This window comes from Streptomyces flavidovirens DSM 40150, assembly GCF_000429085.1.
GTDB classification, from domain to species: domain Bacteria; phylum Actinomycetota; class Actinomycetes; order Streptomycetales; family Streptomycetaceae; genus Streptomyces; species Streptomyces flavidovirens.
The window spans coordinates 1-13,838 of record NZ_AUBE01000029.1; the positions used below are offsets into that span (position 1 = coordinate 1).

The following is a 13,838-nucleotide window of genomic DNA, read 5'->3' on the forward strand; positions in this document are numbered from 1 at the left end:
CCCGGACGCCCCCGGACACGGCCCGACCGGGTCGTCGCGGACAAGGGCTACTCGGCCCGGAAGATCCGTGCCTACCTCCGCCGGCGCGGCATCGCCGCGACGATTCCCGAGCGGATCGACCAGATCAACGGCCGCATCCGCCGTGGCAAGGCACGCTGCCGGCTCGACCGGACCGCCTACCGACGACGCAACGTGGTCGAACGCTGCTTCAGCCGACTCAAGCAGAACCGGGCCCTGGCCACCCGATACGACAAACGCGCCGTCCACTACCAAGCCATGGTCACCCTCGCCTGCCTCAGGCTCTGGCTCCCATGACTTTCCGGACAGCCCCTAGCGCCAGGCTGCCGCCGCGCTTGGCGTTGAAGTTGGCGCGGCCCTGCGCCGACCTCAGCCGCCACTCGCGACCCATCTCCGCGCGGAGCCGCGCATCGGTCTTGGCGACGATGCGCCGGTTCTCCCGCAGCAGTTTGCGGTAGCTCTCCAGCCGGCGGTCCGACAGCGAGCCCTCCTCCAGCGCGGCCAGCACGGCGCAGCCGGGCTCCGACTCATGGGCACAGTCGTGGAACCGGCACTGGGCCGCCAGCTCCTCGATCTCGGAGAAGACCTGTCCGACACCGGCCTCGGCGTCCCACAGTCCCACGCCGCGCAGTCCGGGCGTGTCGATGAGCACTCCCCCGCCGGGCAGGGCGAGAAGGTTGCGCGTGGTGGTGGTGTGCCGGCCCTTGCCGTCGACTTCACGGGTGGCCCGCACATCCATGACGTCCTCGCCGAGCAGCGCGTTGGCCAGCGTCGACTTTCCGGCGCCGGACACCCCGAGCAGCACGCTCGTACCGCCCGACACGACAGCGGTGAGTACGTCGATGCCGTCGCCCGTCGTGGAACTGACGGGCAGCACCTGGACGCCCGGCGCGGCGGTCTCCACGTCCTCGACGAGGTACGAAAGCCCGGTGGCGTCCGGCACCAGGTCGGCCTTGGTGAGGACCACCAGCGGCTGTGCGCCCGACTCCCAGGCCAGTGCCAGGAAGCGCTCGATCCGTCCGAGGTCCAGCTCGACGGCGAGCGAGACTGCGATGATCGCGTGGTCGACGTTGGCCGCGAGGATCTGCCCCTCGGACCGGGTGGAGGAGGTGGAGCGTACGAACGCGGTGCGGCGCGGCAGGTACGCCCGTACGAACTGCGGGTCGCCGGCGGGGTCGACAGCGGCCCAGTCGCCGGTGCAGATGACACGCAGCGGATCGTGCGGGGTCACATAGGTGGTGTCGGCGCGGACGACGCCGTCGGCGGTGAGGACGTCGCACTGGCCGCGGTCGACCCGTACGACACGGCCGGGCAGCAAGCCCTGGGCGGCGTACGGAGCGAACTCCGCCTCCCACACCTCGTCCCAGCCGCACTGGGCGAGAGGGTGCGACGCGGCGGAGACCACGGACGTCGACGAGGCGGAAGCGGAAGAGGAGGAGGAAGAGGCATGCGGGAAAGACAAGGGGTGACCCTTCACAAGGGTGGCCCCGGCACCGCGCACACAGGCGCGGGAAGAGAGGAAGGTCAGCCGGTGGCCACGGAAGTGGAATTGACGCAGTTCTGGATGAGGGCAGCGCCCATCGAAGAAACAGCCATCAGTCACACCTCCCGGATCACACACCGCTGAACACGGCAGCCACCGGCCACCGCGAAGAACGATCACAGCCTAGACCGGCCCTCGCGCACCGCGCCAAGCATTTTCCGCGCCGCGCTTTCTCCGGGCCGGGCATTCTCCGGGCCGGGCATTCTCCGGGCCGGGCAAGTTTCGCGGTCGGCATCATCACGTGGAAGGGAAGGCCTGTTCGGTCCAGATGGTCTTCCCGGAGCGGGTGTAGCGCGTGCCCCAGCGCTGGACGAGCTGCGCGACGATGAACAGTCCCCGGCCGCCCTCGTCGTCGTCCCCGCTGTGGCGCAGGTGCGGTGAGGTGTGGCCCGTGTCCGCGACCTCGCACAGGAGCGTGCGGTCGCGGATGAGGCGCAGGTGCAGCGGCCCGGCGGCGTACCTGACCGCGTTGGTGACCAGCTCACTGACTACGAGCTCCGTCGCGAACGACAGTTCCTCCAGGCCCCATTGCCGAAGCTGTCCGGTGGCCAGTTCCCGGGCGCGGCCCGGCGCGACCGGTTCTGCGGGGAGCTCCCATTCGGCGACCTGCGAGGTGTCGAGTTCGCGGGTGCGGACGAGAAGCAGGGCCGTGTCGTCGGCTGTGGTGCCACCCGGCAGGAGTCGCGCCACGGCGCGGTCGCACAGTTCTTCCAGCGACGCCTGCCGGTCGCCGAGTACGCGGGCCAGGGTGTCGAGTCCGTGATCGATGTCGCGGTCACGGGCTTCGACCAGGCCGTCGGTGAACAGGGCCAGCAGGCTGCCCACCGGCAGCTCGACCTCCATGGACTCGAAGGGCAAGCCACCGAGCCCGAGGGGCGGGCCGGCCGGCAGGTCGGGGAAGGACATCCGGCCGTCCGGGTGCACAACCGCCGGGGGCAGGTGCCCGGCCCGGGCCATGACGCACCGTCGCGAGACCGGGTCGTAGACCGCGTAGAGACAGGTCGCCCCGGTGGTCACGTCGTCGAAGGTGCCGTCGAGTGTGCCCAGTTCGCCCCACTGCTCCTCCGCCGACTGCCCCACCAGGTCGTCGAGCCGCGTCAGCAGCTCGTCGGGGGCCATGTCCAACTGGGCGAACGCGCGTACGGTCGTGCGCAGCCGTCCCATGGTGGCGGCCGCCTGCAGGCCGTGGCCGACCACGTCCCCGACCACGAGTCCGACCCGCGTTCCGGACAGCGGGATGACGTCGAACCAGTCGCCGCCGACGCCTGACAGGTCGTCCGCGGGCAGGTAGCGGTAGGCCAGATCGACCGCCGACTGGCGCGGCACGTGCTGCGGCAGCAACTGGCGCTGGAGGGCGAGGGCCGCGGTGCGTTCACGGGTGAAGCGGCGGGCATTGTCGATGGACACCGCCGTACGGGCGACCAGCTCGTCGGCCAGCGCGATCTCACCGCTGTCGAAGGTGGCCGCGTCGGTACCACGGACGAAGGTGACGAGTCCCAGGACGCTGTTCCCGGCCCGCAGCGGCACGACCAGGGTGGTGTCGTCGAGTACGAGGCCACCCGAGGAGAGGCTGCGGTCCTGCGGTGAGCCCGGCAGGTATGCGACCGGGGGAAGAGGCCGCCGGCACCGCTCCCGCGGCTCCCCGGACCACACCGGCTCCCCCGGCTCCCTGGACCGCACCGGCTGCCCCGACGGTCCGGGCTCGGGCGGCGGTTCCGGCTGCCCCGGCGGTCCCGACGGTCCCGGCTGCCCCGGCGGTCCCGCCTGCCACGACGGCCCGGGCTCGGGCGGCGTTCCGGCCTGCCCCGTCACCCCCGGTTCCGGCGGGCCGCCCTCCCCGGCATCGACCGCCTCGCCTGCCGCCCCGGCCGACCGGCAGGCGACCTGTACGAGAGCCATCGCCGCCGAGCCGCCGGTGGCCGGCACCTCGCCTTCCAGTACCGTCCTCGCGAGGTCGACCGTAACGGTGTCGGCGAACTCCGGGACCGCCACCTCGGTGATCTTCTCGGCGGTGACCAGCACGTCGAGGGCGGTGCCGATGCCTCGGCCGGCCTCGACGAGCAGGGCCAGCCGCTGCTGGGCCCGGTAGCGGTCGGAGATGTCGAAAGCGTCCTCGCACACTCCGAGCACGTGCCCGTCGGCGTCCTGGAGCCGGTAGTAGGAGCAGGACCAGAGATGGTCCGTTTCCGGGTCGCTGGGAGGCCGGCCCAGGAAGTGCAGGTCGAGGATGGGTTCGCCGGTGCCGAGTACGAGGTTCATCACCGCGTCGAGCGTGTGCGGGTACCCCTGCGTGACGAACCTGCCCCCGGAGTACAGCTCATCGGCCCGCAGGCCGCTGAAGTCGGCGAACGGCCGCCCTATCTCGCGTTCGTAGGCCGTGTTGCACCAGGTCAGGCGCAGATCGGTGTCGTAGATGGCCAGGCCGACGGGCGACTGGGTGGCCAGACCGTGCAACAGTGCCAGCCGGGATTCCCACGCCCTCAGGTCCTTCAGCTCCGTCAACACGAGGACGCGCTCGGCCGTGCCGGGGCCCGGCAGCGCGGACACCGCGGTCGCGACGAGCAGCTCTCGCCCGTCCCGGTGCCGGGCGACGCGAATCGCGTTTCCCCGCTCCGGCCCGGCCGGAGCGGGGGCGGAGTCCTCCGCCGCAGGAACGGGGAGGGCAGGGGCCGGGCGGGCCGGCAGGAACGTCGCCAGGGGCTGTCCGACGACGTCCTGCGGCCGGTAGCCGAGGAACTCCTCGGCGGCGGGGCTCCATCCGATGACCGTGTCCCGGGCGTCGACGACCACCGTGGCCGCCCCGGTGACGTCGAGGGGACCACGGAAGTCGGCACTCTGCGCCGCGTTCCACGCACTCATGGCGCCACACCAGCCCGGTTCATCCCCTACAGAATCCGCTGTGGCCGGGACAGGCACAACCGCGGTGCGTCCGCCCGGCGCCCACCAGGCAGCTCACGCGACGGCTCACACGACGGCTCGCGCGAGGCGAAGTACGGCGTTGACGGGGGCGCGCTCAGCCGGTGCGGCCCACGATCAGCCACTGTGCGGGCAGCTCGATGCGGGTGCCGTCCGCCCGGAACTCCGTCTGGGCGAGAGTGGTACGGCCGTCCGCCAGGACGGTGAGCCCCGACGCGCGCAGGAGATCCGGCACTTCGTGGTCCTCGGACTCGGCCGGTTTCAGCCCATGCGCGAAGACCCGTGCCAGCTTGGGCGGCGGTCCGCCGGGCTCCCGCATGATGTCCGCCAGTACGGTCTTCGCTTCGGCGGTCAGCTCCACCACGAAGGCACGCCCCCGCTCCCCCACCAGCTCCGCGACCGCCGCCGCGATCAGTGGCCGGTCCGGCGGATCACTCTGGTGGATGACGGCCCGCAGGTAGACGTTGCTGTCACCGAGCCGCTTGTGCAGCTCCCGCACGGCCTCCGTGTCGGTGGCGTTGAGCTGCCGGAACTCGACCGTGCCCGCGGGGTCCGCCCGTCGCGCGTGGGCTATCCCCGCGTGCGAGACGTCTACGCCCACCGCACGGGGGAAGTGGCGTGCCAGGTAGCGGGTCTGCGTACCGTTCCCGCAACCGAGGTCGACCACGGGAAGTGCCATGTCGACGTACGGTGCCAACAGCTTCAGGTGAGGCGCGGCGGTCAGCGACGGATCGCTGTCCCAGATCGCTTCGCCGGGCGCGTCCGGGGTGTCGCCCCAGTAGCTTTCCCATGCGTGTATGTAACGGCCGGTCAGAGTCATCTGATGCCCCCCGGTGCGGATGGACGGACGGACGGACGAACGACGCACCGGAGGACACGGTGATGTCGCCCCGGCGCTGATGCCCTTCGCCGCCCGGTTCCTACCCCGGCGGCGCCGTCCGGACGCCCTGATCTGACGTCATCCGCTTCCCGTGCCTCAGTGCGCTCCCGGCGGCAGTTCCTGCTCGAACCAGACCACCTTCCCCGGCCCGAAGTGGCTCGCTCCCCACCGGTGGGCGAGCCGGCTCACCAGCCCGAGACCGCGCCCGCATTCCTCCTCCGGCCCCGCCTCGCGCAGCACGGGCAGCGTGTGGTCCTCGTCCGACACCTCGCACAGCAGAGTGTCCGAGCGCACCAGGCGCAGTTCCACGGGCCGCCCGCCCCCGTGCCGTACCGCGTTGGTGACGACCTCGCTCACCAGCAGCAGGGTGGTGTCGGCCAGTTCCGGCAGCCCCCAGCGCGCCAGTTGGCCGTCCACCAGCCGCCGGGCCCGGCGTACGTCGGCCGCCGTGGGTTCCAGCCGCCAGGCCGCCATGTCCTCGGGCGGCATGCCGTTCAGCCGGGCCATCAGCAGCGCGATGTCGTCCTTGCGCCCGCCGGACTCCGCGGTCGTCGACACCGCCAGTGCCCGGATGATCGTGTCGCACGCCTCGTCCATGGAGGCGGCCGGGTGCGCCGCCGATTCGCACAGTGCCGCCAGGCCGGTTCCGATGTCCTCGCCGCGCACCTCGACCAGCCCGTCCGTGCACAGCACCAGCCGGTCGCCCGGTGACACCGGCACCCGTGCGGTCCCGAACGCCACACCTCCGAGGCCGATCAGCGCGCCGCCGGGCACGTCGATCAGCTCCGAGCGGCCGGTCTCGGCCCGTACGAGCACGGGAGGCAGATGCCCGGCGCTGGAGATCAGCAGCTCGCCGGCGACCGGGTCGTAGACGGCGTACAGGCAGGTGGCGAGATAGTGGTCGCCGAGCTGGTGTGCCAGGTCGTCGAGGTTGCGCAGCAGGCGCGCCGGTGGGATGTCCAGTGCGGCCATGGTGTGTACGGCGGTGCGCAGCTGGCCCATCATGGCCGCCGCGTTCAGCCCGTGCCCCATCACGTCGCCGACGACCAGCGCCGTACGGGAGCCGGGGAGCCGGATGGTGTCGAACCAGTCGCCGCCGACGCGGCCGAGCGCGGTGCCCGGCAGGTAGCGGGTGGCGATGTCGCAGCCGGCCATACGGGGTGGGACCTGCGGGAGCATGCTCTCCTGCAGTGTCTCGGCCACCTGCTCCTGGTAGGTGTACATGCGGGCGTTGTCCAGGACGAGTCCGGCGCGGGCGGCGAGCTCGGCGCCGGTCCTGCGGTCCATGTCGGTGAACGGCTCGCGGCCCGGGCGGCGCATCAGCACCATGAAGCCGAGCACCACCGTGCGCGCCGTGAGCGGTACGACGAGCAGCGAGCGGCCGCCGATCAGCGGGCGCAGGTCCCGCTTCTCGAACTGGGCGGCGATGCGCTCGCTCAGTTCGTTCCCGATGTGCGGCAGGAGCACGGGTTCCCCCGTCACCATGCACTGGAAGAACGGGGTCTTCTCGGGGAAGGTGATCTCCTCACCGACGGGGACGGTGTCGTCCCAGCGGCCCGGCTCGTCGTTGTGCTCCACCCAGACCCGGCGCCATTCGGTGTTCACGTCCGGCGGGCCGTCCGGGAATCCCTCGCCGGCGAGGATCTGCACCCGCAGGTGGGTGCCCGCGAAGTCCGCGAAGCGGGGTACGGCGGCGCTCGTGACCTCGCGGATCGTCCGGGCCAGGTCGAGTGAGCTGCCGATGCCGCCGCTCACTTCGTTGAGGAACTCCAGCCGCTCACGGACAGCGGCGTGTTCGAGGTCCTGGTCGAAGTCTGGGTCGAAGTCCTGGCCCTGCTCCTGGTCGGGGCCCGCGCCCGGCATCGGCCCGCTGCCGGGAGCTGTCGTACTGTCCGCGGGACCGCCGTCCGCCTCGGCGGTCCGTTTCCGGCGCTCACGGTACTTCGGCACCCCCCAGTCCGGTGTGACCGGGACGCGCTCGTACGTGCTCATCTCCAGTACGGGGTAGCCCAGTTCGAGCATCTGCGCCACGATCCGGCTCGCCGTGGCCGGACCCATGTGCGGGAGGATGTCGGGCAGCCGGTCGGCGAGCCTGGCCGCGCCGGGGAATTCCGTGTGCAGCGCGAAACCGGGGGCGACCCGCTCGTGCGGGTCCCCTTCCTCGCCCAGCCCGGAGGCGTCGGCGGCCAGCACCAGCAGCCGCTCTGGTCCCGGTACGGCCAACGGGTACGCCCACCACAGCACGTCCAGCGAACCGGAATCGGCAGGTGGGTGCGGGTCGCCGTCCGGACGCGCGCACTTGGCACGCCCGGACGTGAGGTGGCCCGCGAAATCGCCGCCGGGCGGCCGGTAGGGGGCCGGGGCGAGGGCGTCATATGCGTAAGGCCTGGTCAGGGCACCGGAGATGGGCAGCAGGTCGGCGGCGGGGGCGCCCACGGCGTCCTCCCTGCGGTGACCGAAGAGCCGCTGCGCGCCGGAGCTCCAGTGCGAGACCAGGCCGTCGCCGCCCACCACGACGACCGCGAGCGGAATCCGGCCGGACACGGCACGCTGCCGTGGAACCACAGCTTCCATGGGCTTGCGTTCCCTCCCAGCGGCAAGATCTACAACTACATCATTACGGTACGGCCGGGTGGCGGCCGACAGGGGAAGTCTGCGGGAAATGCCCCCTTCGAGTACGGGAGCGGCCCCGGCTCTTCCGAGGACAGCGGGCGTCCCTATGATCGCTGGCACGGTGAGCTACGACGGCGGAGGTCCGAACAGCCATGGTGCAGCAGCGAGTTGTCATCGTCACCGGCGGGGGAACGGGTATCGGCGCCGCCACCGCCCGGCTCCTGCGCGAGGCCGGGCACCACGTGGTCGTCTCCGGACGCCGGCCCGAGCCGCTGCGACGTCTCGCGGAGGAGACCGGGGCCCTGGCGCACCCGTCCGACACCGCCGATCCGGACGCCGTACGTGGCCTGGTGGACGCGGCTGTGAAGGCGTACGGGCGAGTGGACGGGCTGGTGCTCAACGCGGGCATCGGCCGCTCCGGAGCGGTGGGCGACCTGTCGGACGAGGACTGGGAGGCCGTCATGCGTACCAACCTGACCGGCCCCTTCCTGCTGCTGCGCGCCGCGCTCCCGCACCTGCTGGAGGCGCGCGGCGCGGTCGTCGCGGTCGCCTCGGTGGCCGCGCTGCGCAACGGCGTGGCCAACGCCGCGTACGCCACCTCCAAGGCGGCGCTGCTCCAGCTCTGCCGTTCCCTCGCCGTCGACTACGGGCAGCACGGGTTGCGCGCCAACACCGTGTGCCCGAGCTGGGTACGTACCGAGATGGCCGACCGGCGGATGGCCCGGTTCGCCGAGGAGGCGGGGCTGGCCGGGGAAGCGGGGGCGGCGGACGGCGGCGTCGAAGCGGCGTACGCGGAGGCGACGCGGCTGCTGCCGGGGCGGCGCCCCGGCGAACCGCGTGAAGTCGCCGAGGCGGTGAGCTGGCTGCTTTCGCCCGCCGCGTCGTACGTCAACGGCGCGGTGCTCACCGTCGACGGCGGGGTGACGGCGCTCGACCCCGGAACGGCCGCGTTCGACTTCCGCATCACACCGCGCGAGCGCGACTGAACACCGGCCGTCAGAGCCGGGGCGGTACGAGCGATGCCGGGTCCGGCAGGTACTGGGGATGGAAGGCGGCGAGCCCGGCGCCCGCGAGCCACCAGCCCCGGTAGACCAGGGCCCGGCACAGGCCCGCGTCGAGGCGGTCGAAGACGGTCGGCACGAGCGCCAGGTCCCGGCCGTCGAAACCGCGGTGTTCGCCGAATGTCTCGCGCCACCGGCGCAGCGGCGCCGAGCCGTCCGCCGGGAAGTCGGTGGAGAGCCCGGCCAGGACTCCGCGACGAGCACCGGGCGGGGGCGGTTCCCCCTGTCCGTCGGCACGCTGACCGAGCTGGAAGCGCTCGACGATCGCCCGGGTCCGCAGGGCCGTGCTCTGCCGGTACAGCAGGGAGTTGGCCCGTGCGAGGTCGCGGATCACCGGGATACGGCCGTACGGGCCCGGCCGCAGGAGGCCTCCGGCGTTGAGGACGAACAGGAAGGCGTGGCGGTAGCGTTCGCTGTCGACGGCCTCCAGGCCGGTGTTGTCGTACGTTCCCCCGTCCAGCAGGACGGGCGGGTGCGTGGCGCACGGGAAGTGGGCGCTGTCCAGGACCACGGGCGGGAACGCGCCGGGAACGGCGGCGGATGCGGCCACGGCGAGGCTCAGTCTCAGCCCCGTACCGGAGGTCGGGGCCAGTCCGGTCGTGTAGTCGCCGAACACATCGCGTTCGAAGGTGAACCGGACGCCGGTGGTGAGGTTCGCCGCGTTGAGGACCCAGCGGACTTCCGGGTCCAGGTCCTTCAGTTCGATTCCGTCGAAGAACCACTCGTCGAGGCGCTTCGCCAGGAGTTCGGTACGGGTCATCGGGCCGAGCGTCCGCCACAGTCCCCGGACGAGCGACCGCTTGAGCGACCGGGACGAGACGCGTTCGATGACCGGTTCCACGACGAGTTCGTCGACGGCTCCGGCAGTGCAGCCCCGTTCCCTCAGGGCGGGCCAGGCAGTGGCGAGGCACCCGTTGGCGACCGATCCGCCGGAGACCGACGAGGCGTACCGCAGGCTGGGCAGCAGCCCGGCATCGGCCAGCAGGCGTACGAAACCCAGTGCGGAGAGCGTGGCACGGAAGCCGCCTCCGGAGAGGGTGAGCGCGACCGGGTCGGCCGCGCCGGGAGGTTCGGCCGGGCGGAGCGTGTCGCCGCACGGCCGCGCCTGCAGGCCCGTGCCCACGGCGGGCGAGTCCACGAACCAGGTGTCCCCGGCAGGAGGCTTGGCCGCGTTCATCGCCGGTCACCGACCTCTATGACGAGCGCGGGGTCCGTGGACGGCCGTACGTCGACTTCGAAGCTCCGCTCCGCCCGCAGGGCTGCGAGCGCGTCGGTCGCGAAGGCGATGTCGTTCGTCAGGTGGATGGCGTACTCGTCGTCCTCGTCCCTGGACTCGACGAGCCAGCGCAGGGTGTCCTCGTGCGGGTGGTGGTGCTTGACGCCGTCGGCGGACACCACGTAGTGGTCGGCGTGCACGCTTTCGAAGAAGTCGCGTTCCACATTTCGTTCACTGCCGTGGTGTGGCAGTTTCAGCAGGTCGACGTGGAGCGGCTGCAAGTCGGTGAGCAGGCCGCCGGCCCGCAGCCCGGCGAGTATGCGGTCACCCCGCGCGTCTCCGGTGAGCAGCGCGGTCCGGCCGTCGTGGCTCAGCAACAGGACGATGCTCGACAGGTTCGGTACCGAGCGGTCCGTGTACGCCGCCGTGATCACATCGGGGTCTCGCCGCTTCTTCGCCTCCCGCCAGCGCTTCTCCAGCTTTTCCAGAGCCACGTCGTCGGGGGCGACGACGGTGACGTTCAGGTCGTCGAGCGTTGTTTCGGCGCCCTCGGTCAGTGGCCCCTCGAACAGCGGGTTGCCGGCCAGGCCCAGCGCCGTCGCTTCGTCGCGGATGGCCCGCCCTTGGCCGTAACTCGCTTTGACGGCGCCGCTGTTGGTCAGGGCCTGGTCGACGAGCGGCTGGACGGACGCGCTCAGTCCGGGAGCCCGCCGGTCGACGAGTTCCTCCACCGAGTTGAACCAGAGTCTCGTCACGTCGAACGGATCGGGGAGCTCTTCACGTCGTGCCCGGCGTATTTCGGCGAGCAGCCTGAGCAGTCCGGCGGCGTGGTCGTCGTCGACATGGGACAGGCAGACGACGTCGATCCTCGGGGCGCCGTCGCTGCCCGGCGCCAGGTGGGTCAACCGGTCGCGCAGCGAGGCCTCGTAGACCCCGCCGGGCCCGCCGTCCACGAGCATGACGCGCTGGTCCGGTGCTCCCCACCGTACGAGAAAGCAGTCTCCGTGCCGGGCGTCGAGGAAATCGAAGGTGAACATGACGGTCTCCTGCTTCCCTAGACGGACTGCATCGCCCGCAGGACATCGACCAGTCCGTGTCCCTGGAAGTCCCGCTCCCTGGCGAGGTCCGTCGCCGTGGAGCACAGGATCTGCTTCACGCGCTCGGGACGCCCCAGCAGCTCCCGGTTGCGGGCCAGCAGCATGGCCGCGGCTCCGCTGACGTGCGCCGCCGCCTGGCTCGTCCCGTGCATGGCCGAGATGCCCGCTCCGGGGATGGGGCCGTCGATGTCCTCCCCCGGTGCCAGGAGGTCGGGTTTGGGCCTGCCGTCGCCCGTGGGGCCGCGGCTGGAGAAGTAGCTGACGCCGTGCCGGTGCGGGTTGCTGCGGTGTGTCGAGCCGACGGTGATGACGGACTCCGCGTTGCCGGGGTCGGAGATGCTGATGCTGCGGTAGTCGGCGCCCAGGGTTCGCATCGCCCCGCTGAACCCGGCGTTCCCGGCGGCAGCGACGACCACGACCCCTGATCGCGCCAGGTGATCGCATTCGATGCATACGGGCGTCCAGCCGGTGGAGTGGGTCGCGACGTCATGCGGTACGGACAGGCTGATGTTGACCCCGGCGATGACGAACCTGCCCGCCTGCTCGTTGATGTGCCGCACGGCCTGAAGCGCCGTGACGATGGAGAACTCGTCGCCTTCCCCTTTGTCGTCGAGGACCCGGAAGTCGTACAGCCGGATCGTCGGGCAGATGCCACGGAATCTGCGGTCGGGCCACCAGGCGCCCAGGATTCCGGCGATGTGGGTGCCGTGCGGGTCGCCGGGGGTGGTGTACGGCAGGTCGGTCCGCGTCGCGCGGTTCTGGGGGGTGGGGAGCTCCATTTCGACGTACGGCAGGGCACGCGACCAGTCGATGAGGCCGTTCTCCAGCGCGTCGGCGGAGAGAGTTCCGCGTACGCCGACGAAGTTGAACGCGCGGACGACGCGTGACGCCAGTTGCTCCGCGGGGGTGCCGGCCGTGTCCCAGTCGTAGAACGCCGGGTGCCGGGCGTCGATGCCGCTGTCGACGATGGCCCAGCCGATCGAACCGCAGTCCACGGAGAAGACCTGCTCGGCGGCGTCGGCCTTGATCGTGGACCTGGACCGGACGACGGCGGGCGCGGCTTGGCGGTTCGTCGTCACGGACGTGATCGGGTGCCGCTTCCTGCGGTCGATGACGCCCCTGGACGGTGCGTCGGCCGGCCGCGTCAGCGGTGACTCCAGGGCAACGTCCTTCAGCATGCCGGTCATCGCACCGATCAGTGCGGGTTCGTCCGCCGGGGTGCGGCGCAGGTCCGGTTGTGTCGCGGCGATGACCGTGCGCAGCAGGCCGAGGAACCACATGAGGTGCCTGCTGCGTTCCTGGCGCCGTTCGATGTTGTCGTGAACGTCGCTGGTCGGCGGGCTTTTGAAGTGGCCGAGGAGTGCGGCCTCGATGCCTTTGGGTCCTACTTGTCCGGCGAGTTCCTTCGCGAGGCGGATGAGGCTGAGCAGGTTGGTCATGGGAAGCACCGCCCGCACCACTTCGCCGAGCGTCAGCCGCGCCGCCACGAAACTGCCGGCCGCGACCGGCTGGCAGTCGGTCATGCCCAGCTCCCTGAAGTGCTGCAGCACCCGCTGTACGCCGTGCTCCTCGTTGATCGCGAGGATCAGGTCCTCGCGGTGTTCCGGCCCCGGCGGCGACGGCTGGGCGAGTGCCAGCCAGGCGTCGAAGCGCACGGGGCAGTCGGTCGCCCACGGAATGGGAAACCGCCCTTCCCCGTAAAACGCCGTCTCAAGGTCGTCGCGGTCCATGAGTGCTCCCGAATCAGCGCGGCAAACGGCTGTGGGGAAGGGATGAAGGAAGGAGCATCGGGCCCGAAGCGGGGTCTCTCCCATTGTCCGTCCGGCACAATGGCACCGCAATTCCTCGCCAGTTGGTCAGCCCACGCCCTCGGGGCGGAACTGAACGCTGATGCGCGGCCCCACGGCACGCGACGTCTTGGGGATCGCGTGTTCCCACGTGCGCTGACAACTGCCGCCCATGACGATGAGATCGCCGTGCCCCAGTGGCTTGTGCACGGTGGCCGCGTCGCGCCGGCGCGGCCTCAGCGCCAGTTGCCGCGGCGCGCCCAGAGACAGGATCGCGACCATGGTGTCCTCACTGCTGCCCCGGCCGATGGTGTCCCCGTGCCAGGCGACGCTGTCCCGTCCGTCGCGGTAGAGGCACAGCCCGGCCGTGACGAACGGCTCGCCGAGTTCGGCGGCGTAATGCGCGTTCAGTGCGGTACGGGCCTCTTCGAGGCTCGGGTGCGGCAGGGGGTCGTCCGCGCCGAAGAACGACAGCAGGCGCGGCACCTCCACCACGCGCTCGTACATGACCCGCTGCTCGGCGCGCCATTCGACGTCGCGCGCCAGTACGTCGAAGAGCGCGTCGGCGCCGGTGACCCACTGCGGGAGTACGTCGATCCAGGCGCCGTGCCCGAGTTCCGTACGGCGCAGCCCGTCCAGCGGGCCCAGCGCGATGTCGTCCCCCTGGTCGAAGAGCGAGCCCTGGAGGTGTACGGCCATGAACCCAG

The 13,838-nt window shown here is 71.5% G+C and carries 10 protein-coding genes; 2 read left to right on the forward strand and 8 right to left on the reverse strand.

Annotated elements, in window-relative coordinates; translation table 11 throughout:
- The coding region (locus tag G412_RS0127260) for an IS5/IS1182 family transposase (RefSeq protein WP_028814840.1) at positions 1 to 315 on the forward strand (315 nt) is incomplete at its 5' end.
- On the opposite strand, the gene rsgA is transcribed toward G412_RS0127260, so the two are convergent.
- The 4 genes from rsgA to G412_RS0127280 all read right to left on the reverse strand — a co-directional run bounded on the left by rsgA (position 296) and on the right by G412_RS0127280 (position 7,931).
- The gene (gene rsgA, locus G412_RS36210) at positions 296 to 1,480 is read right to left on the reverse strand and encodes a ribosome small subunit-dependent GTPase A (RefSeq protein WP_051338647.1); all 1,185 of its coding nucleotides are present in this window, start codon (positions 1,478 to 1,480) and stop codon (positions 296 to 298) included. The two genes, G412_RS0127260 and rsgA, sit on opposite strands and share 20 nt — an antisense overlap.
- 318 nt (positions 1,481 to 1,798) lie before the next feature.
- Positions 1,799 to 4,420 carry a SpoIIE family protein phosphatase gene (locus G412_RS0127270; protein ID WP_028814841.1) on the reverse strand — a complete coding sequence of 874 codons (2,622 nt, stop codon included), beginning with the start codon at positions 4,418 to 4,420 and terminating at the stop codon, positions 1,799 to 1,801.
- A gap of 154 nt (positions 4,421 to 4,574) precedes the next feature.
- A complete protein-coding gene (locus tag G412_RS0127275) occupies positions 4,575 to 5,297 on the reverse strand; it encodes a class I SAM-dependent methyltransferase (protein ID WP_028814842.1) in 723 nt (240 codons plus the stop codon).
- 156 nt (positions 5,298 to 5,453) lie between these two features.
- Positions 5,454 to 7,931 carry an ATP-binding SpoIIE family protein phosphatase gene (locus tag G412_RS0127280; RefSeq protein WP_028814843.1) on the reverse strand — a complete coding sequence of 826 codons (2,478 nt, stop codon included), beginning with the start codon at positions 7,929 to 7,931 and terminating at the stop codon, positions 5,454 to 5,456.
- 191 nt (positions 7,932 to 8,122) lie between these two features.
- Here G412_RS0127280 and G412_RS0127285 point away from each other — a divergent pair, with 191 nt between their 5' ends.
- The gene (locus tag G412_RS0127285; RefSeq protein WP_028814844.1) at positions 8,123 to 8,956 is read left to right on the forward strand and encodes an SDR family NAD(P)-dependent oxidoreductase; all 834 of its coding nucleotides are present in this window, start codon (positions 8,123 to 8,125) and stop codon (positions 8,954 to 8,956) included.
- 10 nt (positions 8,957 to 8,966) lie between these two features.
- Here the strand turns inward: G412_RS0127285 and G412_RS41130 are convergent, their stop codons facing one another.
- The 4 genes from G412_RS41130 to G412_RS0127305 form a co-directional block, all read right to left on the reverse strand.
- Positions 8,967 to 10,208, reverse strand: coding sequence for a patatin-like phospholipase family protein (locus tag G412_RS41130; protein ID WP_051338648.1), 1,242 nt, complete (start codon positions 10,206 to 10,208; stop codon positions 8,967 to 8,969).
- Positions 10,205 to 11,284, reverse strand: a complete 1,080-nt coding sequence (locus tag G412_RS41135; RefSeq protein WP_028814845.1) for a ComEC/Rec2 family competence protein — start codon at positions 11,282 to 11,284, stop codon at positions 10,205 to 10,207. The genes G412_RS41130 and G412_RS41135 overlap by 4 nt, the downstream gene beginning before the upstream one ends.
- A 17-nt stretch (positions 11,285 to 11,301) precedes the next feature.
- Entirely contained in the window at positions 11,302 to 13,074 is a 1,773-nt protein-coding gene (locus G412_RS0127300) for a S8 family serine peptidase (RefSeq protein WP_028814846.1), read from the reverse strand.
- A gap of 126 nt (positions 13,075 to 13,200) precedes the next feature.
- The gene (locus G412_RS0127305) at positions 13,201 to 13,830 is read right to left on the reverse strand and encodes an alpha-ketoglutarate-dependent dioxygenase AlkB (protein WP_028814847.1); all 630 of its coding nucleotides are present in this window, start codon (positions 13,828 to 13,830) and stop codon (positions 13,201 to 13,203) included.
- Between the last annotated feature and the right edge of the window lie 8 nt (positions 13,831 to 13,838).

Coding starts and splice junctions, on each gene's coding strand:
- G412_RS0127270 (WP_028814841.1), bottom strand. CDS start 4,420: ATGAGTGCGTGGAACGCGGCGCAGAGTGCCGACTTCCGTGGTCCCCTC.
- G412_RS0127275 (WP_028814842.1), bottom strand. CDS start 5,297: ATGACTCTGACCGGCCGTTACATACACGCATGGGAAAGCTACTGGGGC.
- G412_RS0127280 (WP_028814843.1), bottom strand. CDS start 7,931: ATGGAAGCTGTGGTTCCACGGCAGCGTGCCGTGTCCGGCCGGATTCCG.
- G412_RS0127285 (WP_028814844.1), top strand. CDS start 8,123: ATGGTGCAGCAGCGAGTTGTCATCGTCACCGGCGGGGGAACGGGTATC.
- G412_RS41130 (WP_051338648.1), bottom strand. CDS start 10,208: ATGAACGCGGCCAAGCCTCCTGCCGGGGACACCTGGTTCGTGGACTCG.
- G412_RS41135 (WP_028814845.1), bottom strand. CDS start 11,284: ATGTTCACCTTCGATTTCCTCGACGCCCGGCACGGAGACTGCTTTCTC.
- G412_RS0127300 (WP_028814846.1), bottom strand. CDS start 13,074: ATGGACCGCGACGACCTTGAGACGGCGTTTTACGGGGAAGGGCGGTTT.
- G412_RS0127305 (WP_028814847.1), bottom strand. CDS start 13,830: ATGGCCGTACACCTCCAGGGCTCGCTCTTCGACCAGGGGGACGACATC.